The following is a 25,588-nucleotide window of genomic DNA, read 5'->3' on the forward strand; positions in this document are numbered from 1 at the left end:
GAACCCGATCTCGAGGAGTGAGTGCGATGGGTCTGGATGACAAGCTGAAGCACCTGGCCGAGGACGTCGAGGGCAAGGCCAAGGAGGCCTCCGGCAAGCTCCGCGGCGACACGTCGCAGGAGTCCGAGGGCAAGGCCGACCAGAGCAAGGCCGACTTCAAGAAGGCCGGCGACAACGTCAAGGACGCCTTCAAGAAGTAGCCGCCGCGCTCGGCGCGAGTCTCCTCCACGTACGCCGTGGAGGTTACGACACGAGGCCCCTCTACGTACGCCGTGGAGGGGCCTCGTCGTTCGTACGGGTCCTCGGCGCGTCGCCGCCACACTCGTCCGTCGTGCGACTAGGGTGTCGAACATGTGTTCGCTGCGGGTCCTCCGCGAGGTGGCATGACCGCCGGCGCGATGCGTGTTCTCGGAGTCGACCCCGGCCTGACGCGGTGCGGGGTCGGCGTGGTCGACGGACGCGTGGGGGGCGCGCTGCGGGCGGTCTCGGTGGGGGTGATCCGTACGCCCGCCGCCGACGACGTCGCCCACCGGCTCCTCGCGATCGAACGCGCCCTGGCCGAAGCCATTGCCACGCACCGACCGGACGTGGTCGCGATCGAGCGGGTCTTCAGCCAGAACAACGTCTCGACCGTCATGGGCACCGCCCAGGCCAGCGGGGTCGCGATGGTCGTCGCAGCCCGCCACGGCCTTCCCGTCGTCCTTCACACCCCGAGTGAGGTCAAGGCCGCGGTCACCGGCAACGGTCGCGCCGACAAGGCGCAGGTCACGGCGATGGTCACGCGGATCCTCGGACTGGTCGAGGCGCCGCGCCCCGCGGACGCCGCCGACGCGCTCGCCCTCGCGATCTGCCACGTCTGGCGCGGCACCTCGGTCAGCCGGCTCGACGACGCCCTCGCCGCCGCGTCACGCCCGTCAGGTCCGATGCGGACGGCCGCAGAGCCCATCCGTTCCCGCATCCCAGGCGCTGCGCGCACCAACCCCAGATTCCCCGAGAGGAAGCCTCGATGATCGCCTTCGTCCGCGGCACCGTCGCCTCGACCGCCCTCGACTCCGCCGTCCTCGACGTCGGCGGGGTCGGGATGCTCGTGCAGTGCACGCCGGGCACGCTGGCCGACCTCCGGCACGGTGAGCAGGCGCAGGTCTCGACCAGCCTCGTGGTGCGCGAGGACTCGATGACGCTGTACGGCTTCGCCGGCGACGACGAGCGTGACACCTTCGAGCTCGCTCAGACCGCCAGCGGCGTGGGCCCCAAGGTCGCGCAGGCGATCATCGCGGTCCTCGGCCCCGAGGGTCTGCGCCGTGCGGTCGCCGAGGAGAACCTCGTCGCGCTCACGAAGGTCCCCGGCATCGGGCGCAAGGGAGCCCAGCGGATCGTGCTCGAGCTCAAGGACCGTCTCGGTGCTGCGGCGGCTGTCTCCCAGGCGACCGCGACCGCACCTGCCTCGACGCCCGCCGACGCGGACTGGCGTCCTCAGGTGCACGCCGCCCTGGTCGGGCTCGGATGGAGCACCCGCGAGGCGGAGTCCGCGGTCGCCGCCGTGGTCACCGTCGCCACCGAGCAGATCGAGGGGACCGGCGCGGTCGACGTGTCCGTCCTGCTGCGCGCGGCCCTCCGTACGCTCTCGAAGGCATGAGGGAGGAGATCGGCATGGAGGAGCAGGACACCAGCCGGCTCGAGGCGGCCGAGCGGGCCGAGCTCGAAGCGCGGCTCGTCGGCCCGGACGTCGTCTCCGACGAGCAGGCGTACGAGGCGGCTCTGCGCCCTCGGTCGCTGGACGAGCTGATCGGGCAGGAGCGTGTCCGCGAGCAGCTCGCGCTGATGCTGACCGCGGCGCGGGCGCGCGGTCGTACGCCCGACCACGTCCTGCTCTCGGGTCCTCCCGGGCTCGGCAAGACCACCCTGGCGATGATCATCGCCGCCGAGCTGGGTACGGCGCTGCGGCTCACGAGCGGGCCCGCGATCCAGCACGCCGGCGACCTTGCCGCGATCCTGTCGGGGATCAACGAGGGCGACGTGCTGTTCGTCGACGAGATCCACCGGATGTCACGACCCGCCGAGGAGCTCCTCTACATGGCGATGGAGGACTTCCGGGTCGACGTCGTGATCGGCAAGGGTCCGGGAGCGACGGCGATCCCGCTGCAGATCCCGCAGTTCACGCTCGTCGGCGCGACGACGCGGGCCGGTCTGCTGCCGGGACCGCTGCGCGACCGGTTCGGGTTCACCGCGCAGCTGGAGTACTACGAGGCCACCGAGCTCCACCGGATCGTCGACCGTTCCGCGGCGTTGCTCGGCGTCCAGACAACACCCAAGGGCGGTTTCGAGATCGCGTCGCGGTCGCGCGGCACGCCACGGATCGCCAACCGGCTCCTTCGCCGGGTCCGCGACTACGCCGAGGTCCGGGGGAGCGGGGTCGTCGACCTCGACATCGCCCACCGCGCGCTGGATCTTTACGAGGTGGACCAGATCGGCCTGGACCGTCTCGACCGTGCGGTGCTGGACGCGCTGTGCCGCAGCTTCGGGGGCGGGCCGGTCGGTGTCTCGACCCTCGCCGTCGCGGTCGCCGAGGAGCGGGAGACCGTCGAGGAGGTCGCCGAGCCCTTCCTCGTACGCCAGGGGTTCCTGGCCCGCACGCCCCGGGGACGCGTCGCGACGGCGGCCGCGTGGAGGCATCTCGGGCTGACTCCACCGACGACGACCGCCGATCCCACGTTGCCGTTGGACTGACGGGCTCCGGCTAGACTCGTCCCGCACCACGAAGCCCCCTGACACCGACCTGGCTGGAGCCACCCGTGAACGACCTCGCAGCACTGCTGCCGATCATCCTGCTCGTCGCCATCTTCTATCTCTTCATCATCCGCCCGCAGGGCAAGCGTCGCCGCGAGTTCCTGAGCATGCAGGATCGCGTGGTCGTCGGCTCTCGCGTCATGCTCACCAGCGGCGTCTTCGGGACGGTGAAGGCTCTTGACGACGAGACGATGACGCTCGAGATCGCCCCCGGTGTCGACATCGAGGTGCACCGCAACGTCGTCGCCAAGATCATCGACGGCACCGACGCCGGCACCGCGACCCACGAGGTCGTCGAGACCCGTCCGATCGAGGATGAGGACGGCAAGGTCTGATGCCGCTCGGGCTCGACGAGATGCTCGACTCGCTGGTCCGCGACATCCCCGACTGGCCGGAGACGGGGATCACGTTTCGTGACGTCACGCCGTTGCTGGCCGACGCCGAGGGCTTCCGGACCACCGTCGACTCCCTGGCATCGCTGGGGAGAGACCTCGCCGGGACCGACATCGACAAGGTCGTCGGGATCGAGGCGCGCGGCTTCATCTTCGGGGCGCCGGTCGCGGTGGCCCTCGGCGCCGGGTTCGTCCCGGCACGCAAGGCCGGCAAGCTGCCGTCGACGACGTACGCCGAGGACTACGACCTCGAGTACGGGTCGGCGACGGTCGAGATCCACACCGACGCCATCGCCCCCGGAGATCGCGTGCTCGTCGTCGACGACGTGCTCGCGACCGGGGGCACCATGGCCGCGGTCGACGCGGTGATCGCGCAGGCCGGGGCCAAGGCCGCCGCCAACGTCGTCGTCCTGGAGCTCAGCCCGCTCGGCGGACGGGCGCGGCTCGACCCGGAGCGGTTCGGTGCCCTGCGGACGTACTGACCCGGCACTGCCGAGCCGCCGGTTAGGATTGTCAGCGTGAGCCCTGAGAGCACCAAGCTGGTCGCCATCGTTGTCGTGATCGCCCTCGTCCTCGCGGGCGGCGCCACCGCGTTCGGTGTCCTCTTCGGCTGATCCCCAGCTCGCGTCACCGCCTTCCATGTCGTTGGTCCCGGCACCCTAAGATGGCGGGCCTACGATGGAAGGGGAGGTGCACGTGGCCGATCGCGCTCGTACCGAGTCTGAGCCCCGCAAGGAGTCCGTCCCGACTCCCGCGCGGGTTCGCTCCCGTCTGGCCCGGCTCGGTGGTGGACGGTCGTCCTCGGACAACCCGGTCGTTCTCGACCCGTTGCTGCGCATCGTCCGCACCAACCACCCCAAGGCCGACACCGCGGCGATCGTCCGTGCCTACCGGATCGCGGCCAAGATGCACCGCGGTCAGAAGCGCAAGAGCGGCGACCCCTACATCACGCACCCGCTAGCGGTCTCCACGATCCTCGCCGAACTGGGTATGACCCCGCCGACGATCGTCGCGGCGCTCCTTCACGACACCGTCGAGGACACGCCCTACACGCTCGACCAGCTCACCAAGGACTTCGGTGAGGAGGTCGGACAGCTCGTCGACGGTGTGACCAAGCTCGACAAGGTCCGTTACGGCGAGAACGCCGAGGCCGAGACGATCCGCAAGATGATCGTCGCGATGAGCCGTGACATCAGAGTGCTCATCATCAAGCTGGCCGACCGCCTCCACAACATGCGTACGCTGCGCTACCTGCGGCAGGACAAGCAGGAGCGCAAGGCCCGCGAGACGATCGAGATCTATGCGCCGCTCGCGCACCGTCTCGGCATGAACACCATCAAGTGGGAGCTCGAGGACCTGTCGTTCGCGACCCTGCACCCGAAGGTGTACGACGAGATCGTCCGCCTCGTCGCCGACCGCGCGCCGTCGCGCGAGGACTTCATGTCGACGGTCATCAGCCAGGTCAACGAGGACCTCAAGCGGTCCAAGATCAAGGCGACGGTGACGGGGCGACCCAAGCACTACTACTCGATCTACCAGAAGATGATCGTCCGCGGCCGCGACTTCGCCGACATCTACGACCTGGTCGGCATCCGCGTGCTCGTCGACTCGCTGACCGACTGCTACGCGGTGCTCGGCGTCGTCCACTCGCGCTGGAACCCTGTGCCTGGCCGGTTCAAGGACTACATCGCGATGCCGAAGTTCAACATGTATCAGTCGCTGCACACGACCGTCATCGGTCCGCAGGGCAACGCGGTCGAGCTCCAGATCCGGACCAGGCAGATGCACCGGCGCGCCGAGTACGGCGTCGCGGCCCACTGGAAGTACAAGGAGGACGGCGCGGTCAAGGGTGCCGCCGGCGCGCCCGCGGGCAAGGCCGACGGGACCGACGACCTCGGGTGGATCCGCCAGCTCCTCGAGTGGCAGCAGGAGAACGAGGAGTCGCAGGACTTCCTCGAGAGCCTTCGCTTCGACCTGTCCGACCAGGTCTACGTCTATACGCCTGCCGGTGACGTGATCGGGCTGCCCGCCGGCGCCACACCGATCGACTTCGCCTACTCGGTCCACACCGAGGTCGGGCACGCCACCATCGGTGCGCGTGTCAACGGGCGCCTGGTGTCGCTCGAGTCCAAGCTCGAGAACGGCGACGTCGTCGAGGTCTTCACGTCCAAGGCACCCGGCGCCGGACCCAGCCGAGACTGGCTGGACTTCGTCAAGAGCCCGCGGGCGCGCAACAAGATCAAGCAGTGGTTCACCAAGGAACGGCGCGACGAGGCGGTCGAACGCGGCAAGGACGCCCTGACGCGGCAGATGCGCAAGGAGGGCCTGCCGCTGCAGCGTCTCCTGAAGCACGAGACGTTGGCGACGGTGGCCAAGGATCTGCACCTGTCGGACGTGACCTCGCTCTACGCGGCGCTGGGCGAGGGACGCGTGAGCCCGCAGAACGTCGTCGAGCGGGTGCTCGCGTTCCTCGGCGGCGAGGAGGGTGCGACCGAGGATCTCGCCGAGGCGGTGCTGGTCCCCGACGAGTCCACGCGCCGTCGCCGTGTGCGCCGTGGCGACCCGGGTGTCCTGGTCAAGGGCATGGACGGCTCGGTGGCGATCAAGCTGGCGCGCTGTTGCACCCCGGTGCCGGGCGACGACATCATCGGCTTCGTGACCCGCACCCAGGGGGTCTCGGTCCACCGGCGGTCGTGCACCAACGCCACGAGCCTGCTCAAGGAGCAGGAGCGGCTCGTCGACGTCGAGTGGGCGCCCAGCGCGTCGAGCATGTTCCTGGTCGCGATCCAGGTGGAGGCGCTCGACCGGGCGCGGCTGCTGTCGGACCTGACGCGTGTGCTCTCCGACCAGCACGTCAACATCCTGTCGGCGTCGCTGTCGACCGGGCGCGACCGCGTGGCGAAGTCGACCTTCACCTTCGAGATGGGGGACCCGGCGCACCTCGGTCACGTCCTCAAGGCCGTACGCACGGTCGAGGGCGTCTTCGACGTCTACCGCGTCAACCAGTAGCCTCGCGGGTCACCGTCTGGCGCTCGCGGGTCACCGTCTGAGCCTCGCGGGTCACCGTCTGGCGCTCGCGGGTCACCGTCGGCGACCCGCGAGCACGGACGGGTCAGGTGAGCTCGGCCGCGGACTTGCGTGCCTGGTCCAGCCACGCCTGCCGGGCCTCGAGCGCATCCTGCAGCTCGCGGATCTTGCGGTCGTTGCCCGATGTCTTGGCCGACTCCAGCTGGGCCTCGATGTCGGCCACGGACTTCTCAAGCTTGCTCACCGTGTCGTCGACACGAGCACGCGTCTCCGGGTTGCTCCGGCGCCACTCCTCGTCGGCGGCGGAGGCGATCGCCTTCTCGACCGCGCGCAGACGGCCTTCGAGCTCCTTCATCTGCCCACGCGGCACCTTGCCGGCGGCCTCCCAGCGGTCGGCGATGCCGCGCCATGCGGCACGAGCAGCGTCCAGGTCCTCGATGGGCAGGAGTGCCTCGGCCTCGGCGAGGATCTCCAGCTTGACCTCGGCGTTGGCGGCGTACTCCTCGTCGAGGCGCGAGTTGGCCTCGTCGCGCGCGCCGAAGAACGTGTCCTGAGCGCCGCGGAACCTCTTCCACAAGCGGTCGTCGATCCCGCGCGGCGCCGGGCCGGCGGCCTTCCACTGCGCCATGAGGTCACGGAACTTGCCGGCGGTCGGTCCCCAGTCGGTGGAGTCGGCGAGCGCCTCGGCCTCCAGGGTGAGGCGCTCCTTGATCTGCTGGGCCTGACCACGCCGCTCGTTCTGTTCCGCGAAGTGCGCCTTGCGGCGGCGGGTGTAGGCCGTACGGGCGGTGGAGAACCGGTGCCACAGCTCGTCGTCGACGGCCTTGTCGAGCCGGGGGAGCGACTTCCACTGCTCGAGCATCTCGCGCAGACGGTCGGCGCCCCGTCGCCAGTCGTCGCTGACGGCGATCTCCTCGGCGGTGCGCGCGATCTCCTCCTTCTGGACCTGCGCTTCGGCGGCTCGCTCCGCGCGGGCGGCCTTTCGGCGCTCACGCTGGGCCTCGATCAGCGGGCCGAGCGCGTCGAGCCGGTCCTTCAGGGCGTCGAGGTCTCCGACGGCGGCCGCGTTGTCGACGGCCGTACGGACCTGGTCGACGGCACGCTTGGCGTCCTCCGGCGACAGGCTGTCGGAGGCGATCCGCTTCTCGAGGAGCTCCACCTCGACCGCGAGCCCTTCGTAGCGGCGGGTGAAGAGGGCCATGGCCTCGGCCGGGTCGCCGTCCGGCCACTGCCCGACGACGCGCTCGCCGTCCCGGGTCCGGACGTACACCGTCCCCTGGTCGTCGATGCGGCCCCAGGCCTCAGAAGGGTTCGAGAGGTTCTCGCTCACGTATCCACCTTGTCCGTTGTGTCGGGCACAGTCTAGAAGGATGACGGGCCGATGGTGCTCCTGTCCGTCCGTTTGGCGAGCGCGGCGCTCGTCGCGACGAAGCGAGTCGCCGCCGCCACGGGCGCTCGCGTACGCTGTTCCGTGTGCTGATCGCCGCTTTTCCCGCCGGCCCGCTGGCGGCCAACTGCTACTTCGTGGGTCGCGGACCCGGTACGGAGTGCGTGATCGTCGACCCCGGGATGGAGTCCCTCACGGGCATCCGTACGGTCGTCTCCGAGCAGAACCTCACGCCCGTCGCCGTCCTCGTCACGCACGGCCACTTCGACCACATGTGGCAGGTCGCCGATGTCGCGGAGGAATACGGCGTGCCGGTCTACGTCCACCCGGCCGACCGGCACCTCCTGGCCGACCCGATGGCCGCGATCTCGGGGGAGTCCGCGGCGATGCTCCGTACGCAGTTCGGCCTGGACGACGCTCCGGAGTTCCGTGAGCCCGCCGACGTGCGTGACGCGACCGACGGCGCGGTGATCGAGGCCGCAGGCCTGAGCTTCACCGTCGACCACCTCCCCGGTCACACTCCGGGCACGGTCGTCTACCGGGTCGACCACACCGGCGACGAGCCCGTCTCCCAGGTCGCGTTCACCGGCGACTTCCTCTTCGCCGGCTCGATCGGACGCACGGACCTCGTCGGCGGCGACATGGACGAGATGGTGGCCAGCCTGCGGCGCTTCATGGAGCTGCCCGACGACGTGGCGGTCCTGCCCGGGCACGGCACCCAGAGCTCGGTGGGCCGCGAGCGCGCGACCAACCCGTTCGTGCAGCAGTACGTCGGCTCGCCGTCTGCGTCCGGACGAGAGGACGCCTGACGATGGCACGCCCCACACCCCTGTCGGGGTTCCCCGAGCTGCTGCCTGCCGACCGCTTCGCCGAGCAGCACGTCCTCGACCACCTGCGTCGTACGTTCGAGCTCCACGGCTTCGCGCCCGTGGAGACTCGCGCCGTCGAGCCGATGGACCAGCTGCTCCGCAAGGGTGAGATCGACAAGGAGGTCTACGTCCTGCGGCGCCTCCAGGCGGCCGAGGGGGAGGGCGACGCCGGGATCGGCCTGCACTTCGACCTCACCGTGCCGTTCGCGCGGTACGTCCTCGAGCACGCCGGAAAGTTGGAGTTCCCGTTCCGGCGCTACCAGATCCAGAAGGTCTGGCGAGGCGAGCGGCCCCAGGAAGGGCGGTTCCGGGAGTTCACCCAGGCCGACATCGACGTGGTGGCCAAGGACGAGCTCCCGTTCCACTTCGACGTCGAGATCGCGACCGTGATGGCCGAGGCGCTGTCTGGTCTGCCGGTCCCGCCGCTGCGGATCCAGGTCAACAACCGCAAGCTCCTCGAGGGCTTCTACCGCGGGCTCGGCGCGGCCGACCCTGCTGCCGTCATGCGGGTCATGGACAAGATCGACAAGCTCCCGGCGGACGGCGTGCGTGACCTCCTCGCCAAGGAGGACCTCGACGAGGAGCAGGCCGGCAAGTGCCTGGCGCTCGCCGGCATCCGGACCTCCGACGCGTCGTTCGTGGACCAGGTCCGCGCGCTCGGGGTCGACGACCCGCTGCTCGACGAGGGCCTGCAGGAGCTCGCCCAGCTGGTCGAGGCACTCGCAGCCGTCGAGCTCGACGGTGTCACGGTGACTGCCGACCTCCGCATCGCGCGCGGCCTCGACTACTACACGGGCTCGGTGTTCGAGACGGTGCTCGAAGGCTTCGAGAGCCTCGGGTCGATCTGTTCCGGCGGACGCTACGAGAAGCTGGCCGACGACGGCCGCAACGTCTATCCGGGCGTCGGCATCTCGCTGGGCGTGACCCGCCTGCTCGTCCCGCTGATCTCCCGAGGGCACCTGACGACGTCGCGTGCCGTCCCCTCCGCTGTCCTCGTCGCGCTCGTCGACGAGGAGTCACGTCCGCTGAGCAACGCGATCGCGCAGCGCCTGCGGGCACGCGGTGTCCCGACGGAGGTCGCCGCCGCTCCGCAGAAGTTCGGCAAGCAGATCCGGTACGCCGAGCGTCGGGGCATCCCGTACGTCTGGTTCCCGGCGACCGGCGACGGTGCCGACCAGGTCAAGGACATCCGCAGCGGAGACCAGGCCGACGCCGATCCGGACGTCTGGACCCCACCCGCCGACGACCTGCGGCCCGCCGTCGTCACCCCGAACGCCCCGACCCCCACGAACGACACCCGAGGAGCAACATCGTGATCCGCACCCACGAGGCAGGCAGCCTCCGCGCCACCGACGCAGGGACCCGCGTCACGCTGGCCGGCTGGGTGGCCCGCCGCCGTGACCACGGAGGCGTGGCGTTCATCGATCTGCGCGACGCCTCGGGTGTGGCGCAGGTCGTGATCAGGGACGAGGAGGTGGCCCGGCCCCTGCGCAGCGAGTTCTGCCTCAAGGTCGTGGGCACCGTTGAGCGCCGGCCCGAGGGCAACGACAACCCGAACCTCCCGACAGGTCAGATCGAGGTCATCGCGGACTCCGTGGAGATCCTCAGCGAGTCGGCGCCGCTGCCGTTCCCGGTCGAGGAGTTCCACGCCAGCCCCGTCGGCGAGGAGGTGCGCCTCAAGTACCGCTACCTCGACCTGCGCCGTGCCGAGATGGCCAAGAACCTGCGCACCCGCGCCGCCGTCACCCGGATCATCCGCGAGGTGATGGCCGAGCAGGGCTTCCTCGAGTTCGAGACGCCCAACCTCACGGCGTCGACGCCGGAGGGCGCTCGCGACTTCCTGGTGCCGGCCCGGACGCGTCCGGGCACCTGGTACGCCCTGCCGCAGTCGCCGCAGCTGTTCAAGCAGCTGCTGATGGTCGCCGGCATGGAGCGGTACTACCAGATCGCACGGTGCTTCCGCGACGAGGACAGCCGCGCCGACCGGCAGCCCGAGTTCACCCAGCTCGACGTCGAGATGAGCTTCCTCGAGGAGGAGGACGTCTACGCGCTCACCGAGGAGATCCTCGTGCGCATCTGGCGCGAGATCCTCGGCTACGAGATCCCGCTGCCGATCCCGCGGATGTCCTTCCGCGAGGCGGTGGCACGGTTCGGCATCGACCGCCCCGACATGCGGTTCGGGTGCGAGCTGGTCGACTTCACCGACTACTTCAAGGACACACCGTTCCGCGTCTTCGCTCCGAAGGGCCGTCACTGGCACGTCGGCGCGGTCGTGATGCCCGGCGGCGCCGACCAGCCCCGACGCACGCTCGACGCCTGGCAGGAGTTCGCGAAGGCGCGCGGCGCGAAGGGGCTTGCGTATGTGCTCGTCCAGGAGGACGGGACCCTCGGCGGTCCGGTCGCCAAGAACCTCTCGGAGTCCGAGCGCGAGGGTCTGGTCGCGCACGCCGGAGCCAAGCCGGGTGACTGCATCTTCTTCGCCGCCGACCAGTACAACGCCGCCAAGGCGCTGCTGGCGGCGGTGCGCGTGGAGATCGGTGAGCGTTGCGGCCTCATCGACCACGACCGGTGGGAGTTCCTCTGGGTCAACCAGGCCCCGATGTTCGAGTACGTGGGGGAGGACGGCCACGACGCGTGGACGTCGATCCACCACCCGTTCACCGCCCCGGCGCCGGAGTTCGCCGACACCTTCGACACCGATCCCGACTCGGCGCTGAGCCAGGCGTACGACATCACGCTCAACGGCAGCGAGCTCGGTGGCGGGTCGATCCGTATCCACCGCTCGGAGATGCAGAAGCGTGTCTTCGACGTGCTCGGACTGACCGAGGAGCAGGCGCAGGGCCAGTTCGGCTTCCTCCTCGAGGCCTTCCAGTACGGCCCGCCGCCGCACGGCGGCATCGCCCTCGGGATCGACCGCGTGGTCGCGCTGCTGACCGGCGCGGAGACCATCCGCGACGTGATCGCCTTCCCGAAGACGGCCTCCGGCGGCGATCCGCTGACCGGCGCGCCCGCGCCGATCACGGCGCAGCAGCGCAAGGAGGCCGGCATCGACGCGCCACCGCCGGGTACCGATGGCTGACGAAACCGTGACCGCGGTGTAGTCGCCGCGTGTCGGTGGGCTCCCCTAGGGTCGTGGGAGCGTGTCCCGCCCACGGGGCCCCGGGACGGAGGAGTGCTCGTGAGACGCGGGCTGAGGCAGGTTCTCGCGGTGCTCTGCGTCGGCGTGCTGCTCGGCGCCTGCACCTCGCCTGACCGGCCGGCGGGTCCCGCGGCGACCACGGAGACGCCGGACCAGGTGGCAGCGGGCCGTGCGGGCAGCGCCACGGCCCCGGACGCCGCCGCGCCCGCCGCCGAGGTCCCGGGAGCGACGCGCGGCGGACTGCTGACGGTCCTCAGCTCCACGGTGCCCGAGTCGCTCGATCCAGCGCGATCGTCGTTCGTCGACACCCGGGGCATCCTGTCGGGGCTGCTGACCCGCTCGCTGACGCAGCTCCGCCGCAACCCCGTCACGGGCCGGATGGAGCTCGTCCCCGATCTCGCGACCGACCTCGGCGTGGCCAACGACGACCGCACCGCCTGGACGTTCACGCTGCGGTCGGGCGTCCGCTTCGAGAACGGCACCGCCGTGACCGCGCAGGACGTGGCGTACGGCCTCCAGCGTGCCTTCGCCGCCGACGTGCTGCCCGGCGCTCCGTCGTACCTCCGTGCGTTCTTCCGTGACGGGGACCGCTATCAAGGGCCGTACGCGTCCGCGGCCGAGCTGCGTCGCCGTCCCGGGTACGCCCGCGGGTGGTACGCCGGCGCAGCCTTCCGCGGCGTCGAGGTGCGCGGACGGACGATCACCTTCCGCCTCCGGCGGCCGGTCGCCGAGATGCCCTACGTCGTCGCCCTGCCACAGTTCTCGCCGGTGCCCCGCGCCGCCGACGCCCGCCCGGCGGCGTACGGCGACCGGCTGGTCTCCACCGGCCCCTACCGGGTGGCGAGCCTGCGTCGCGGCACCACCCTCGTCCTCGTCCGCAACGCGCAGTGGGACCCGGCGACCGATCCGGGACGCCACCAGTACGCCGACGGCTGGACGTTCCTCTGGGGACAGGCCCCCGACCGCATCGACGAGCTGCTGCTCGAGAACGACGGTGACGCCCAGCGCGCGTTGAGCTACGACTCCCTCGGCCCCGAGGGCCTGGTCGCGATGCGCGAACGCGCCCCCTCGCGGGTCGCTGTGGCGGCGTCGCCCTGCACCTACCTGTGGCACGTCGACACCCGCCGGATCCCCGACCTGCGCGTGCGACGTGCACTCGGCTGGGCCTACCCGTACGAGGCGGCGTGGCGGGCCGGCCGAGAGACCGTCGGGGCGACCCGGCTCCCGGGCACGACGATCCTCCCGCCGGGGACCACAGGACACCGCTCGTACGACCCGCTGGGCAACGGCGGGCGTCGTACGGACGTCGCCGAGGCACGGCGTCTCCTGACGCGTGCCGATGCCCTCGGGTCGCGGGTCCGGTGGTACTACGCCAGCGACGTCCCGGAGAAGGTCGCCGTCAAGGACGTCGTGGTCACCTCGCTGCGCCGTGCAGGCTTCGATCCACGACCGATCGCGACCACCGCCGATCGTCTCCGCACCGTTCAGCTCGACCCCGACGGCCCGCACGACGTGGTCGATGCGGCTCGGTGCTCCGACTGGCCGACGGGTTCGTCGTGGTTCCCTGCGCAGTGGGAGACCGCCCCGGTCGGCGGCCCTGGTCGGCCCAACCCGTCGATGCTGACTGAGCCAGGCGTCCAGCGCGAGATCGACCGGATCCTCGGCACCCTCACCGCCGCGGCCGCGGCCAGGGCGTGGGGTGCGCTCGACGAGCGGATCGGCACGCGCTACTACCCGGCGGTGGTGCTCGGCCACCGCGGAGTGGCTCTCGCGCGGGGGAGCAGGGTCGGGGGCATGTCGGTCAACGAGATGCTCGGCATGCCGATCTTCGCGGACCTGTACGTGGACCAGGGCAACTGAGTCGTACGTCGACCAGGGCACCTGAGGCGCCGCGTACGCTGGTGCGATGGACTCCGACGCCCTGTTCGACGTCCCCGACGTCGCTCCGCCTGCGTCGGGTGGCGGCAGCCTGAGCGATGCGCAGCACCGCGCCGCGCCGCTCGCGGTGCGGATGCGCCCGCGCACCCTCGACGAGCTGGTCGGCCAGGAGTCGCTGCTCGGCCCTGGGTCGCCGCTTCGGCGCATGATCCACGGCGACCAGTCGATGTCGCTGATCCTGTGGGGACCTCCGGGCACCGGCAAGACGACGCTCGCCTCGCTGGTGAGTCATCAGACCAACCGGCGCTTCGTCGAGGTGTCAGCGGTCTCCGCCGGGGTCAAGGAGGTCCGTGAGACGCTCGCGTCGGCGCGGCGACAGCTCTCCCAGGGCGGTCGGGAGACGGTCCTGTTCGTCGACGAGGTCCACCGCTTCTCCAAGGCTCAGCAGGACGCCCTGCTGCCCGGGGTCGAGAACCGCTGGGTGTCGCTGATCGCCGCGACCACGGAGAACCCGCACTTCTCCGTGATCTCGCCGCTGCTGTCGCGGTCGCTGCTCCTGACGCTCGAGCCGCTCACCGACGACGACGTCGCGACCCTCGTCGAGCGGGCGGTGCTCGACGAGCGAGGGCTCGGCGGCACGGTCAGCCTCGACGACGAGGCGCGTGACCACATCGTCCGGCTGGCAGGCGGCGACGCGCGCCGTGCCCTCACCTATCTCGAGGCGGCGGCCGGTGCCGCGGCGTCTCAGGAGCGGGAGCACATCACCGTCGAGGACGCCGCGAGCGCGGTCGACCGGGCGGCGGTGCGCTACGACCGCCAGGGCGACCAGCACTACGACGTGACGAGCGCGCTCATCAAGTCGATCCGTGGGTCCGACGTCGACGCGTCGCTGCACTACCTGGCGCGGATGGTCGAGGCGGGGGAGGACCCGAAGTTCCTCGCTCGCCGGCTGATGATCCTTGCCAGCGAGGACATCGGCCTCGCCGACCCGGTCGCCCTCCAGACCGCGGTCGCGGGAGCGCAGGCCGTCGCGATGATCGGCTTCCCCGAGGCCGCCCTGACGTTGTCGCAGGTCGTGATCACGCTCGCCCTCGCCCCCAAGTCCAACGCCGCCTACAAGGCGATCGCGGCCGCGACCGCCGACGTACGCGCGGGCAAGGCTGGTGCGGTCCCCCCGGCGCTGCGCGACGCCCACTACGCCGGCGCCAAGAAGTTGGGGCACGGCCACGACTACAAGTACGCGCACGACGACCCGCGCGGCGTGTCGGCCCAGCAGTACGCCCCGGACGAGATCGACGGGCAGGACTACTACCGCCCGACCGGGCGCGGGCAGGAGGCGGCGTACGCCGAGCGCGTGGCCCGGCTCCGAGAGATCCTGCGCGACCCCCGTGCCCGCGGTGGCGGCTGAGAGCGCCGTCGATCGGTAAGGGCTCGACGTCGATCGGTAGGGTCGGCTCATGCCGAACGAGTCCTGGGTCACCGTGCTCGCGTGCGGCGTCGCGATCCTCGCTCTCGCTGCCGCGCTGATGGCCTTCCGCGCGCTGCGGCGGCTACGACGAGAGGTACGGGGCCTCCAGGAGCGCGCCGGTGACCTGCCGCACGACGTCGATCGGCGTCTGCCGGCAGAGACGCCGCACGCGACGACGGCGCAGCACGGGACGGGGGAGGTCGTCTACGCCCCGGTTCCGCTCGAACGCACCGACGGACGTGCGCGTCAGGTCCTCCCGCACGAGCACGCCGTGGTCACCCAGGACGGGACTGTCATCGTCCTTCCTTCGGGAGAGCAGCTGGTGGCGGCTACCATGGGACGTCCGTTGGTCCGCGGCGCCGTGCTCAGCCACGGACTGATGTACGCGTTGCGGCCCGAGAGCAGGGACCGGATCCGAGGGATCGTCCGTCGCGAGTTCCGCCGTCGCCGCAAGCTCAGGCGGCGTGCCGCACGGATGGCGGCACGGTCGGTCCCGGTCTCCCACGACGACACGGGCACGACGTCGTGGATCGGTGGCTCACCCCCGACGACCGAGCAGGAGGGCACACGATGAAGGGCCGCGTGCTGTGGTTCGTCGCGGGCACGACCGCGGGCGTGTACGGGAGCGTCAAGGCTCGACGCCTGGCCTACCGGCTCACCCCCGCAGGCGTCACCGACCAGATCGCCGCCTGGCAGCTCGGCGCCCAGGCGTTCGCCGAGGAGCTCCGCACCGGCATGGCCCACCGCGAGGCCGAGATCGCCGCCCAGCTCGGGCTCCCGGCCCCGTCCCCGGCCGCGGACGACCGGCGTAGCCTCGGTGCCGCCCCGCCTGCGGCCCCGCACGCTCCACTTCCGCTCTCCCCGTACGACGAGTAAGGACAGCCACCCTCCATGGAAACAGCCGAGATCCGCCGCCGGTTCCTCGAACACTTCGAGAAGTCCGGGCACACGGTGGTGCCGTCGGCGTCCCTGATCCTGGACGACCCCAACCTGCTGTTCGTCAACGCGGGCATGGTGCCGTTCAAGCCGTACTTCCTCGGTCAGGAGACCCCGCCGTTCGCCCGCGCCACGAGCGTCCAGAAGTGCGTCCGCACTCAGGACATCGAGGAGGTGGGCAAGACCACCCGGCACGGCACGTTCTTCCAGATGAACGGCAACTTCTCGTTCGGCGACTACTTCAAGGAAGGCGCCATCGAGCTGGCCTGGACCCTGGTCACCGGGTCGGTCGCCGAGGGCGGGCTGGGGTTCGACCCTGACAAGATCTGGGTGACGGTGCTGCCGAGCGACACCGAGGCGCGAGAGGCGTGGCGGCGGGTCGCCGGGCTGCCGGACGAGCGCATCCAGGACCGCGGGCTGGAGGACAACTACTGGCACATGGGCGTCCCCGGACCGGGCGGTCCGTGCTCGGAGATCTACATCGACCGTGGGCCTGAGTACGGTCCGGACGGTGGCCCGGTCGTCGACGAGGACCGCTTCCTCGAGATCTGGAACCTCGTGTTCATGCAGGAGGAGCTCAGCCAGGTCCGGAGCAAGGCCGACTTCGACGTGGTCGGGCCGTTGCCCCGCAAGAACATCGACACCGGCATGGGGCTCGAGCGGGTGGCGTACCTGCTGCAGGGCAAGCAGAACATGTACGAGATCGATCAGGTCTTCCCGGTGATCGAGCGGGCCTCGGCCCTCTCCGGTCGTCGCTACGGCGCTGACGCTGGTGACGACGTCCGCTTCCGCGTGATCGCCGACCACGTCCGCAGCGGGCTCATGCTCATCGGCGACGGCGTCACGCCGGGCAACGAAGGGCGCGGCTACGTGCTGCGCCGTCTGCTCCGTCGCGCGGTGCGCTCGATGCGGCTCCTCGGCTACGACGACCCGGCGCTGCCCGAGCTGCTGCCGGTCAGCCGCGACCAGATGTCTCGGGCGTACCCGGAGATCGCCTCCGACTTCGCGCGCATCTCGCAGATCGCGTACGCGGAGGAGGACGCGTTCCGCCAGACCCTGGCCAAGGGCACGCAGATCTTCGACCTCGCGGCGGACACCGTCAAGCAGGAGGGTGCCTCCACCCTCGGCGGCGACAAGGCGTTCCAGCTGCACGACACGTACGGCTTCCCGATCGATCTCACGCTCGAGATGGCCGCCGAGCAAGGGCTGGCGGTCGACGAGGCAGGCTTCCGGGCCCTGATGTCCGAGCAGCGAGCACGTGCGAAGGCGGACGCGAAGTCCAAGAAGGGCCAGCACGCCGACACCACGATCTACCGTGACGCCCTCAGTGCGTCCGGTCCGACGGAGTGGCTGGCGTACGAGACGCTGAGCACCGAGTCGTCGGTGCGCTCGCTGATCCAGGAGGCCGGACGCACGCAGGCCGTGGGGGAGTCCCAGGTCGCCGAGGTCGTGCTCGACCGGACCCCCTTCTATGCCGAGTCCGGCGGGCAGAGCGCGGATGCGGGCGTGCTCGTGTGGGACGGCGGTCGAGCGGAGGTCCTCGACGTTCAGCGCCCGGTGCGCGGTCTGGTCGTCCACCAGGTGCGGGTCCTCGAGGGAGAGCTGACCGAGGGCACGTCGTTGCAGGCCGACGTGGACCCGCAGTGGCGTGTCGGTGCGTGCCAGGCACACTCGGGCACCCATGTGGTCCACGCCGCTCTGCGCGAGGTGCTCGGCCCCACCGCGCTCCAGAGCGGCTCGTACAACCGGCCGGGCTACCTCCGGCTCGACTTCGGCTGGTCCAGCGCGCTGTCGCCGGAGCAGCTGCACGACGTCGAGCAGGCCGCCAACGTCGCGCTCCGCGAGGACCTGCCCGTGAGCGCCGCGACCATGTCGCTCGCGCGGGCGAAGGAGATCGGCGCGCTGGCGCTGTTCGGCGAGACCTACGGCGAGGACGTGCGGGTCGTCGAGATCGGCGGGCCGTGGTCGCGCGAGCTGTGCGGTGGCACCCACGTCTCACGGTCGTCGCAGATCGGGACGATCGTGCTCACGTCGGACTCGTCGGTCGGCGCGGGCAACCGACGCGTCGAGGCTGTCGTCGGGCTCGAGGGCTTCTCGTACCTGGCCCGTGAGCGAGATCTCGTCGCCCAGGTCAGCGACCTGCTCAAGGTGCAGCGCGCGGACGTGCCGGGACGGGTCGCCGACCTCGTCGGGCGACTCCGCGCGGTCGAGAAGGAGGTCGAGAAGCTCCGCTCGGCGCAGCTCCTGTCGTCGGTCTCCGACCTCGCCGCGGGCGCGGCGGACGTCGGTGGCGTCGCGTACGTCGGCCACGTCGCCGACGGGCTCGCCGCCAAGGACGCACGGACACTCGCGCTCGACGTTCGTGGGCGTCTCGACCCCGCGCGGCCGTCGGTGGTCACGGTGATCGGCACGGCGGACGGCAAGGCGGCCTGCGTCGTCGCGGTCAACGATGCCGGGCGCGCCGCGGGTCTCGCTGCCGGCACCCTCATCAAGCCGGCGATGGACGCCCTCGGCGGACGTGGCGGCGGCAAGGCCGACGTGGCGCAAGGTGGCGGCACCGAGGTCGGTGCGGCACCGGCTGCGCTCGAGGCGGTTCGCCGCGCGATCCAGGACGCGGTCTGACGTGCGCCGCGGGACCCGAATCGGGGTCGACGTCGGCGACGTACGGATCGGTGTGAGCACCTGTGATCCTTCCGGGATCCTGGCGACCCCCGTCGAGACGGTGGCGGCCGGTCCTGAGTCGGTACGCGACATCCTGGCCATCGCGGATGATCGTCAAGCCATCGAAATTGTGGTTGGCTTGCCACGGTCGCTCTCGGGAGACATGGGGCCCGCAGCACGCAAGGTGAGGGCCTACGCCGAGGAGCTGGCGGCAGCGTCGGCTCCAACCCCGGTCAGGCTCGTGGACGAGAGGATGTCGACCGTGACTGCACAGCAGGGCCTGCGCCAGGCCGGCCGGAAGGCGAAGCAGCAACGCTCTGTCGTGGATCAGGCCGCTGCGGTCGTGATCCTCCAGTCCGCGCTCGACATCGAGCGGACGAGCGGCAACCTTCCCGGTGAGCTGATCGAGGTGGGCTCGTGAGCGACCTCGGTATCCTGCCCGACCGTGAGCGCCGCCCCGCCGGCCACCGGGCCGCCCGCGCGCAGAAGAAGCAACGCCGCGGACCCGGCTGCTTCTTCCTCCTGCTCATCGTCGCCGCCGTCTGCGTCGGCGGCTATCTCGGCGTCTCCAAGCTCGTGGGTGCTGCCGGCGACTTCCTCGGTGGACCCGAGGACTACTCCGGTGACGGCACCGGGAGCGTCGTCATCGAGGTCCGCAAGGGCGACACCGTGGCGGCCATCGGGCGGGAGCTGAAGGCGAAGGGCGTCGTCGCGAGTGTCGATGCGTTCCTCGAGGCAGCCTCGGGTGCGCCGGAGATGAACCAGGTGCAGCCCGGCTTCTACCAGCTCAAGAAGGAGATGGCGGCACGCTCGGCGGTCACGACGCTGATCAGTCCGGACAGTCGCGTCGACGCGTCCATCTCGGTGCCGGAGGGCGCTCGGGTCGACCAGGTCGTCGCCCAGATCGTCAAGCGGACAGAGTTCTCCAAGAAGGACGTCATGGCCGCCCTGGAGGATCCGAAGCTCGGTCTCCCTGCGGCGGCCGACGGTGATCCTCAGGGTTACCTCTTCCCGGCCACCTACACCGTCGCGCCCGACGCGACGCCGCTCTCGCTGCTCCAGCAGATGGTCAAGAAGGCGGTCGAGATGGAGAGCGACCTCGACCTCGAGGGTCGCGCCGCGGCGCTGGGGATCACGCCGCACGAGGCACTCACCATCGCGAGCATCGTCGAGGCGGAGTCGGGTCGTGCGAAGGATGCGCCGAAGGTCGCGCGGGTGATCTACAACCGCCTGGACGTCGGCATGGCGCTGCAGATGGATTCCACGGTCCACTTCGTCTCCGGCAAGGACGGCTCGGTGTGGACCGACAGCACCGACCGCGACTCCGACTCCCCGTACAACACGTACAAGGTCGTCGGTCTGCCGCCGGGACCGATCGGCAACCCGGGTGAGGCGGCGCTGGAGGCCACCCTGAACCCGGCTGACGGCGACTGGCTCTATTTCGTCGCGGTCGACCTCGACACCGGCGAGACGAAGTTCGCGCCGTCGCTCGAGGAGCACAACCGCAACATCGCCGAGCTGCGGGAGTTCTGCACGACGTCCGAGAAGTGCTGATGCCCCGCTGTGCCGTGCTCGGGAGCCCCATCTCGCACTCGCTGTCACCGGTCATGCACCGGGCTGCGTACGCCGAGCTGGGACTGTCCGACTGGAGCTATGACGCGTTGGAGGTCGATGAGGACGGCATCGGCCCGTTCCTCTCGGGGCTCGACGAGGCGTGGCGTGGGCTGTCGCTGACGATGCCGCTGAAGCGAGCGGTCATCCCGTACCTCGACACCGTTCACGAGACGGGCCGCGAGGTCGGCGGCGTCAACACCGTCATCATCGACGTCGAAGGCAGGCACGGGTTCAACACCGACGTGTCAGGGGGTACGGCAGCGCTCCGGGAGCGAGGCGTCCACGAGGTCGAGGACGCGCTCGTCATCGGCGCCGGAGCGACAGCGGAGTCGATGGTGGCCTCGTTGCGGCGTCTCGGCCTGCGCCGCGTCACCCTCGCCGTCCGTTCGCTGGACCGCGGGGCGCTTCTCGCGGAGCGGATCACGAGCGCGGCCGGCGGCGAGGACGTGATCGCGGTGGAGGTCGTCGGCATGGGGGCGGACCTCGCTCGCTCGGCCGAGGTCGTGGTCTCGACCGTCCCGGCCGACGCGGTCGCGCCGTTCGCGCAGATGCTCGCGATGCGGTGCGACGCCGTCCTCGACGTCGTCTACGACCCGTGGCCGACCCCGCTCGCCCGAGCCGCTCACGCCGAGGCGGTCCCCATCGTCTCGGGACTCGACCTGCTCGCGCACCAGGGCGCCGAACAGGTCCGGCTCATGACCGGTCACGAGGTGTCGGCCGTGCTGCTCCGCGACGCCGCGCTCGCGGCGTTGTCGGCGTGCCGCTAGCGACCCGCACCGCGGGTCGTCGCGGTCACGCGGGCGCGTGGTTCGTTGCGGTCACGCGGAGAGTCGCGGTCACGCGCTCAGCAGGGCGGCGAACCGTGACTCCATCGCCGACCTTGTCGCTGACTCCATCGCTGACTCAGGCTCGCCTTCGCCCCCTCGGGAGGCCGGCGGTGGGACACGCGCGGCGCCGCGCCGCCGCGACGTGTGGAGATGGCCGGTCGGTGTCCGCCACCGCACCTCCGACGGCAGGGTCCTGTCAGGCGACGCTCTGCCTGTGACCGCCCAGCCGGGGAGCTCCTTGACGAGGTTGTCGGACCGGCACGCACCTTGGGCGTTGCTGGCGGACGTGGACCCGCCGCGCGCGTAGGGCACCACATGGTCGATGTCGCGGATCCGACAGTCGCACCACGGTCTGCGGCACTGACCGTCAACCACCTGCACGAGTCGCCGAACCGCCGCGGTGAACCGGCGCGCCCGCGGGTCGGAGCCGGTGAGCGTCTCGCCGTCCGGAGCGGTGAAGAACCGACGGACCCAGGCATGCTCGGACGACGCGAGGCGGCGCGCCAGCTCGGCCGGGACCGGACCGTAGCCGGTGAGCGTCGCCGGGGCGTCAGCGGACGTGAACAGCGTGTCGGCCGTCATGACCACCCCGACCTCGACGCCGAGGTGCGCCCAACCGTCCTGCTTCACGCCGACCCCGGTCAGCGCCTCGACCGCGAGGTCGGCTGTGATCTGTCGGATGGTGCGAGGATCGCCGTCCGCGCGGCGGGCAGACGCGTCACGGTCGAGGCGCTCGAAGGCGCTCACGAGCTGCTCCGCGGGCGCGTACACCGTCATCGTGGCCATGGCATCGAGCTCCGGTCGCAGCGACACGGCACGCTCGGCGCGAGCACGGAGCACGCGCTCGTAGGCGGCGTGCGGGTCGGAGGCGAGGACGAGACGGCGCGCCTCCTGGGCGGCGCGTCGCGGTGAGAGCTCGGGGAGCACCGGCGCCAGCTGGGCGTCGATGAGGCGCCGGTCGTCGAGCGACGCGAACGTCGTCTCACGGCAGACCGCTGCCGCGACACCCTGCGAGATCGTGCCGTCGCGGAGCAGGTCGTGGGTCCGAGGGTGGACTGCGAGCGCTCGGGCCAGCGCGTACGTGGTCTCGCCGGACGGAGTCGAGACGCGGCGAGCCAGTGCGATCTCGGCGAACAACGACCGCGTGAGAACCGTCTCGTCGACCCGGTCGTCCATCACCCGCCGCCGGCGCTCGTCGAGCATCTGGACGGCCTCGAGCTGGGTGCCCTGGGCGATCCGCACCACCTCCTCGCACGCCGTGACGAGGTCGACCTCGGCAGCGCCCAGCTCGATCGCGTCGGCGCCGTGCTGCGTGGCTCGCGAGCGCACCGCCTCCACCACCGCGTGGACCCCCACGACGAGCGTGGCCGCGAGGTCGGCGGCGGCCGTCTCGGGAAGGGCGTGATCGAACATGTGTACGACGCTATCGGGTGTCACTGACAACCCCGGTCACGCGTGCTCGGGCCAGGGGAGGACGCGCAGCCGCGGCCACTCGCGTGCCCAGCGGGCGGTCTTCTCGTCGTAGACGTGCCGCGGCGCGAGCACCGGGTTGGGTCGCACGACCATCCCGAAGACGTCACCCAGACCGTGCGGCGCGTAGACCTGCCAGCCGCCGTCGGCTCCGAGGCGGAGGCCGACGCAGCACGTGGTGGCGGCGAAGTGGTCGATGGCGTCCTCCGAGGACCGGAACGGGGGACAGGCGACGCCGAACCGAGTCTCGTACCAGAGGTGCACCCTCGCCTCGTTGCGGACCTCCACCTCCACGCCGAGGTCGTCGAAGACCTCCGCCGCCCGACGCACGACGACATCCTCCGCCTCCCAGGAGAGGTCGCTCGCGTCGTGGTAGAAGACGTCGTAGTCGCGGATCCCCGCGTCGGCCGGGCGATCGCACACGACGTTCCACACCGTCTGGAAGACAGCGCCCGCCGTGACGTACCAGCCGGGGAGGTCGAGCGCCGCGGTGCGTTCGAGCACGGTGACGAGGGTGGGGTTCTGCGCGAGAGCGTCGCGGAGTGCGGCGACCTGCTCGTCGAGCGGAAGCTGGGATCGGAGGTCCGGGGTCACTGGGGCATCGTCGCAGCGCCTGGGGACAACGCGGCTGAGCATGTCCTCAACCGGGCTATCGTTCCCCCGTGCCCGAGCCTCTGGTCGCCGCCATGATCGCCGCCGTCGCCGCGGCGGTCGGTGGCCTGGTCGCGCCGTGGTCGATCGCCCGCCTGCCGGAGCCGGCAACCGACGCGGCCGTCACCGTGCCCTCCGCCCGGCGCAAGATCCCGTACGCCGAGCTGGCGGCGCGGCCGCACCTTCCCGCGGCGCTCGCCGCCGTCTGCGCGGTGCTCGCCTCGGCGCTCGGCTGGCGTCTGGGTCTCGATCCCGCGCTACCGCTCTGGATCGGCTTCATCGTCCTCGGGGTCGTGCTCTCGTCCATCGACTGGCACACGCACCTCCTGCCCAAACGCCTCGTCCTCCCCGCCTACCCTGTCGCGCTGCTCCTCGCAGGGGTCGTCGCGCTCGCCGAGGGGAGCGCCGACGTGCTCGTCCGCGTGGCGGTGGGTTGGGCCGCGGTGTCCGGCGTGTACGCCCTGCTCTGGTTCGTCGCCCCGCGCGGCATCGGCTACGGCGACGTCCGGCTGTCGGGCCTGATCGCGATCGCGCTGGCGACGCTCGGGTGGGCCGAGCTGATCGTCGGTGCCTATGCGGGGTTCGTGCTCGGCGCCGTCGGGGGAGTCGCGCTCGCCGTCGCGGGTCTGGTCGACCGCTTGGCCTTCCCCTTCGGTCCGTTCATGGTGCTCGGCGCGTGGTCCGGCGCGATGTGGGGAGGCGCACTCCTCGGGACATGGGGCTGAGCCCGGCGCGAGACCGCGGCGGGCGCGGCGCGCATGCATGACAGACTTGCCCCATGCTGCGTTGGTTGACGGCCGGGGAGTCGCACGGTCCTGCACTGGTTGCCGTCGTCGAGGGGATGCCTGCGGGCGTCTCGGTGACGAGCGCCACGATCTCGGACGCGCTCGCGCGACGTCGGCTCGGCTACGGCCGCGGTGCGCGGATGAACTTCGAGGCCGACGAGCTCGAGATCGTCGGCGGCATCCGCCACGGGCTCACGCTCGGCAGCCCGATCGCCCTGCGGATCGGCAACAGCGAGTGGCCGAAGTGGGAGCAGGTGATGTCGGCCGACCCGGTCGACCCCGAGGAGCTCGCAGGCGTCGCCCGCAACGCCCCGCTGACCCGCCCGCGACCCGGTCACGCCGATCTCGTCGGCATGCAGAAGTACGGCTTCGACGAGGCCCGTCCGATCCTCGAACGGGCGAGCGCTCGCGAGACAGCCGCGCGCGTCGCCCTGGGAGCAGTCGCGACCGCGTTCCTGCGCCAGGTGTGCGGGGCGACGGTGCTCAGCCACGTCGTCGAGTTCGGCTCGGTCAAGGCGCCCGCGGGCCTCCTCCCGACGATCGACGACGTCGAGCGACTCGACGCCGACCCGGTGCGCACGCTCGACCCGGCCACCTCGGCCGCGATGGTCGCGGAGGTCGACGCCGCACGCAAGGATGGCGACACCCTCGGCGGCATCGTCGAGGTGGTCGTGCACGGCCTCCCGCCGGGTCTCGGCAGCCACGTCCACTGGGACCGCCGCCTCGACGCACGTCTGGCCTCCGCACTGATGGGCATCCAGGCGATCAAGGGTGTGGAGGTCGGTGACGGCTTCGAGCTCGCCCGTACCCGTGGGTCGCTGGCCCACGACGAGATCGTCGGCACCGAGGACGGCATCCGCCGTGCGTCGGGTCGCTCGGGTGGGACGGAGGGCGGCATGTCGACGGGCGAGGTGCTCCGGGTGCGCGCCGCCATGAAGCCGATCGCGACCGTGCCCCGCGCCCTCCGGACGATCGACGTGGCGACCGGCGAGCCCGCGCAGGCTCACCACCAGCGTTCCGACGTGGCCGCGGTGCCCGCTGCGGGCATCGTCGCCGAGGCCATGGTCGCGCTCACGCTGGCCGACGTCCTGCTCGAGAAGTTCGGTGGCGACTCCGTCACCGAGACCGCCCGCAACGTCGCGTCCTACCTCGACGCGATGACGCCCGCGTGAGCGCGTCGACGCCCGGGACCCCGCAGCGGCCGCTCGTCGTCCTGGTCGGTCCGCCCGGCGCCGGCAAGTCGACCGTGGCGGCGCTGCTCGCCGACGCGCTCGGGGTCGACGTGCGCGACACCGACCGTGACATCGAGGAGGCCGCGGGCGTCAGCATCGGCGACCTGTTCGTCACGCACGGCGAGGAGCACTTCCGGCGGCTCGAGGTCGAGGCGGTCGCCGCGGCGCTCGCTGAGCACCGCGGGGTCGTCGCCCTCGGCGGAGGTGCGGTCATGCGCGAGGAGACGCGGGCGGCGCTCTCGGGCCACACGGTGGTCTTCCTCGACGTCGGGCTCGCCGAGGCTGCGGCGCGCGTCGGCCTCACGGGCACGAGGCCGCTTCTGCTCGGCAACGTACGCTCGCAGATGAAGGCTCTGCTCGACGCTCGGCGCCCGACGTACGAGGCGGTGGCGACGCACGTGGTCGCCACCGACGGCCGTACGCCGTCCGACATCGCCGAGGAGATCCTGACTCTGCTCGGGTGAC

General features: G+C 71.2%; 24 protein-coding genes. 21 read left to right on the top strand and 3 right to left on the bottom strand.

Going from position 1 to position 25,588, the window contains the following annotated elements; genetic code table 11:
• Positions 1-26 precede the first annotated feature (26 nt).
• The 7 genes from KV100_RS18535 to KV100_RS18565 all read left to right on the top strand — a co-directional run bounded on the left by KV100_RS18535 (position 27) and on the right by KV100_RS18565 (position 6,188).
• Entirely contained in the window at positions 27-200 is a 174-nt protein-coding gene (locus KV100_RS18535; RefSeq protein ID WP_220344593.1) for a CsbD family protein, read from the top strand.
• Positions 201-398: 198 nt separating this feature from the next.
• Positions 399-1,010 carry a crossover junction endodeoxyribonuclease RuvC gene (gene ruvC, locus KV100_RS18540; RefSeq protein ID WP_220344751.1) on the top strand — a complete coding sequence of 204 codons (612 nt, stop codon included), beginning with the start codon at positions 399-401 and terminating at the stop codon, positions 1,008-1,010.
• A complete protein-coding gene (gene ruvA / locus KV100_RS18545; protein WP_220344595.1) occupies positions 1,007-1,636 on the top strand; it encodes a Holliday junction branch migration protein RuvA in 630 nt (209 codons plus the stop codon). Before ruvC ends, ruvA begins: the two co-directional genes overlap by 4 nt.
• 14 nt (positions 1,637-1,650) lie before the next feature.
• A complete protein-coding gene (ruvB, locus tag KV100_RS18550; RefSeq protein ID WP_220344752.1) occupies positions 1,651-2,727 on the top strand; it encodes a Holliday junction branch migration DNA helicase RuvB in 1,077 nt (358 codons plus the stop codon).
• 65 nt (positions 2,728-2,792) lie between these two features.
• Positions 2,793-3,122 (top strand): preprotein translocase subunit YajC, encoded by a 330-nt coding sequence (yajC, locus tag KV100_RS18555; protein WP_220344597.1) that lies wholly within the window; start codon positions 2,793-2,795, stop codon positions 3,120-3,122.
• A complete protein-coding gene (locus KV100_RS18560) occupies positions 3,122-3,661 on the top strand; it encodes an adenine phosphoribosyltransferase (RefSeq protein WP_220344599.1) in 540 nt (179 codons plus the stop codon). The genes yajC and KV100_RS18560 overlap by 1 nt, the downstream gene beginning before the upstream one ends.
• Positions 3,662-3,857: 196 nt before the next feature.
• A complete protein-coding gene (locus KV100_RS18565; protein ID WP_220344602.1) occupies positions 3,858-6,188 on the top strand; it encodes a bifunctional (p)ppGpp synthetase/guanosine-3',5'-bis(diphosphate) 3'-pyrophosphohydrolase in 2,331 nt (776 codons plus the stop codon).
• A 103-nt stretch (positions 6,189-6,291) separates the two neighbouring features.
• Here KV100_RS18565 and KV100_RS18570 read toward each other — a convergent pair whose 3' ends face one another.
• Positions 6,292-7,536: a DUF349 domain-containing protein gene (locus KV100_RS18570; RefSeq protein WP_220344604.1), complete on the bottom strand. Its 1,245-nt coding sequence runs from the start codon at positions 7,534-7,536 to the stop codon at positions 6,292-6,294.
• A 143-nt stretch (positions 7,537-7,679) separates the two neighbouring features.
• On the opposite strand from KV100_RS18570, the gene KV100_RS18575 reads away from it, so the two are divergent.
• From KV100_RS18575 to KV100_RS18625, 11 genes are all read left to right on the top strand, one after another.
• Entirely contained in the window at positions 7,680-8,402 is a 723-nt protein-coding gene (locus tag KV100_RS18575) for an MBL fold metallo-hydrolase (RefSeq protein ID WP_220344606.1), read from the top strand.
• Positions 8,403-8,404: 2 nt separating this feature from the next.
• Complete coding sequence (hisS, locus tag KV100_RS18580; RefSeq protein ID WP_220344608.1) at positions 8,405-9,778, top strand: histidine--tRNA ligase; 1,374 nt, start codon at positions 8,405-8,407, stop codon at positions 9,776-9,778.
• A complete protein-coding gene (aspS, locus tag KV100_RS18585) occupies positions 9,775-11,541 on the top strand; it encodes an aspartate--tRNA ligase (RefSeq protein WP_220344611.1) in 1,767 nt (588 codons plus the stop codon). The genes hisS and aspS overlap by 4 nt, the downstream gene beginning before the upstream one ends.
• Positions 11,542-11,640: 99 nt before the next feature.
• Positions 11,641-13,461, top strand: a complete 1,821-nt coding sequence (locus tag KV100_RS18590) for an ABC transporter substrate-binding protein (protein WP_220344612.1) — start codon at positions 11,641-11,643, stop codon at positions 13,459-13,461.
• A gap of 46 nt (positions 13,462-13,507) precedes the next feature.
• Positions 13,508-14,887, top strand: a complete 1,380-nt coding sequence (locus tag KV100_RS18595; RefSeq protein ID WP_220344613.1) for a replication-associated recombination protein A — start codon at positions 13,508-13,510, stop codon at positions 14,885-14,887.
• 49 nt (positions 14,888-14,936) lie between these two features.
• Positions 14,937-15,521 carry a hypothetical protein gene (locus KV100_RS18600; protein WP_220344614.1) on the top strand — a complete coding sequence of 195 codons (585 nt, stop codon included), beginning with the start codon at positions 14,937-14,939 and terminating at the stop codon, positions 15,519-15,521.
• The gene (locus tag KV100_RS18605) at positions 15,518-15,823 is read left to right on the top strand and encodes a DUF6167 family protein (RefSeq protein WP_220344615.1); all 306 of its coding nucleotides are present in this window, start codon (positions 15,518-15,520) and stop codon (positions 15,821-15,823) included. Before KV100_RS18600 ends, KV100_RS18605 begins: the two co-directional genes overlap by 4 nt.
• Before the next feature lie 15 nt (positions 15,824-15,838).
• Positions 15,839-18,505: an alanine--tRNA ligase gene (gene alaS / locus KV100_RS18610; RefSeq protein WP_220344616.1), complete on the top strand. Its 2,667-nt coding sequence runs from the start codon at positions 15,839-15,841 to the stop codon at positions 18,503-18,505.
• Position 18,506: 1 nt separating this feature from the next.
• Positions 18,507-18,965: a Holliday junction resolvase RuvX gene (gene ruvX / locus KV100_RS18615; RefSeq protein WP_220344617.1), complete on the top strand. Its 459-nt coding sequence runs from the start codon at positions 18,507-18,509 to the stop codon at positions 18,963-18,965.
• Positions 18,962-20,098, top strand: coding sequence for an endolytic transglycosylase MltG (mltG, locus tag KV100_RS18620; protein WP_220344618.1), 1,137 nt, complete (start codon positions 18,962-18,964; stop codon positions 20,096-20,098). The genes ruvX and mltG overlap by 4 nt, the downstream gene beginning before the upstream one ends.
• Positions 20,098-20,925 carry a shikimate dehydrogenase gene (locus KV100_RS18625; protein WP_220344619.1) on the top strand — a complete coding sequence of 276 codons (828 nt, stop codon included), beginning with the start codon at positions 20,098-20,100 and terminating at the stop codon, positions 20,923-20,925. Before mltG ends, KV100_RS18625 begins: the two co-directional genes overlap by 1 nt.
• Before the next feature lie 69 nt (positions 20,926-20,994).
• On the opposite strand, the gene KV100_RS18630 is transcribed toward KV100_RS18625, so the two are convergent.
• Together KV100_RS18630 and KV100_RS18635 are read right to left on the bottom strand one after the other, a co-directional pair.
• Positions 20,995-22,398: an HNH endonuclease signature motif containing protein gene (locus tag KV100_RS18630; protein WP_220344620.1), complete on the bottom strand. Its 1,404-nt coding sequence runs from the start codon at positions 22,396-22,398 to the stop codon at positions 20,995-20,997.
• A 36-nt stretch (positions 22,399-22,434) separates the two neighbouring features.
• Positions 22,435-23,049 carry a nucleotidyltransferase family protein gene (locus tag KV100_RS18635; RefSeq protein ID WP_220344621.1) on the bottom strand — a complete coding sequence of 205 codons (615 nt, stop codon included), beginning with the start codon at positions 23,047-23,049 and terminating at the stop codon, positions 22,435-22,437.
• Positions 23,050-23,117: 68 nt separating this feature from the next.
• On the opposite strand from KV100_RS18635, the gene KV100_RS18640 reads away from it, so the two are divergent.
• Genes KV100_RS18640 through KV100_RS18650 form a run of 3 tightly spaced genes read left to right on the top strand, consistent with a single transcriptional unit; the run spans position 23,118 to position 25,587 of the window.
• Entirely contained in the window at positions 23,118-23,831 is a 714-nt protein-coding gene (locus tag KV100_RS18640; RefSeq protein WP_220344622.1) for an A24 family peptidase, read from the top strand.
• 53 nt (positions 23,832-23,884) lie between these two features.
• Positions 23,885-25,063: a chorismate synthase gene (aroC, locus tag KV100_RS18645; protein WP_220344623.1), complete on the top strand. Its 1,179-nt coding sequence runs from the start codon at positions 23,885-23,887 to the stop codon at positions 25,061-25,063.
• The gene (locus tag KV100_RS18650; protein ID WP_220344625.1) at positions 25,060-25,587 is read left to right on the top strand and encodes a shikimate kinase; all 528 of its coding nucleotides are present in this window, start codon (positions 25,060-25,062) and stop codon (positions 25,585-25,587) included. Before aroC ends, KV100_RS18650 begins: the two co-directional genes overlap by 4 nt.
• Position 25,588 lies beyond the last annotated feature (1 nt).

It is taken from the genome of Mumia sp. zg.B21, assembly GCF_019550855.1.
Lineage (GTDB): Bacteria > Actinomycetota > Actinomycetes > Propionibacteriales > Nocardioidaceae > Mumia.

Excerpts from the sequence above, each read along its gene's own strand:
- KV100_RS18535 (WP_220344593.1), top strand. The coding sequence starts at position 27 with ATGGGTCTGGATGACAAGCTGAAGCACCTGGCCGAGGACGTCGAGGGC.
- ruvC (WP_220344751.1), top strand. The coding sequence starts at position 399 with ATGCGTGTTCTCGGAGTCGACCCCGGCCTGACGCGGTGCGGGGTCGGC.
- ruvA (WP_220344595.1), top strand. The coding sequence starts at position 1,007 with ATGATCGCCTTCGTCCGCGGCACCGTCGCCTCGACCGCCCTCGACTCC.
- ruvB (WP_220344752.1), top strand. The coding sequence starts at position 1,651 with ATGGAGGAGCAGGACACCAGCCGGCTCGAGGCGGCCGAGCGGGCCGAG.
- KV100_RS18560 (WP_220344599.1), top strand. The coding sequence starts at position 3,122 with ATGCCGCTCGGGCTCGACGAGATGCTCGACTCGCTGGTCCGCGACATC.
- KV100_RS18565 (WP_220344602.1), top strand. The coding sequence starts at position 3,858 with ATGGAAGGGGAGGTGCACGTGGCCGATCGCGCTCGTACCGAGTCTGAG.
- hisS (WP_220344608.1), top strand. The coding sequence starts at position 8,405 with ATGGCACGCCCCACACCCCTGTCGGGGTTCCCCGAGCTGCTGCCTGCC.
- KV100_RS18595 (WP_220344613.1), top strand. The coding sequence starts at position 13,508 with ATGGACTCCGACGCCCTGTTCGACGTCCCCGACGTCGCTCCGCCTGCG.
- KV100_RS18600 (WP_220344614.1), top strand. The coding sequence starts at position 14,937 with ATGCCGAACGAGTCCTGGGTCACCGTGCTCGCGTGCGGCGTCGCGATC.
- KV100_RS18605 (WP_220344615.1), top strand. The coding sequence starts at position 15,518 with ATGAAGGGCCGCGTGCTGTGGTTCGTCGCGGGCACGACCGCGGGCGTG.
- alaS (WP_220344616.1), top strand. The coding sequence starts at position 15,839 with ATGGAAACAGCCGAGATCCGCCGCCGGTTCCTCGAACACTTCGAGAAG.
- KV100_RS18625 (WP_220344619.1), top strand. The coding sequence starts at position 20,098 with ATGCCCCGCTGTGCCGTGCTCGGGAGCCCCATCTCGCACTCGCTGTCA.
- KV100_RS18630 (WP_220344620.1), bottom strand. The coding sequence starts at position 22,398 with ATGTTCGATCACGCCCTTCCCGAGACGGCCGCCGCCGACCTCGCGGCC.
- aroC (WP_220344623.1), top strand. The coding sequence starts at position 23,885 with ATGCTGCGTTGGTTGACGGCCGGGGAGTCGCACGGTCCTGCACTGGTT.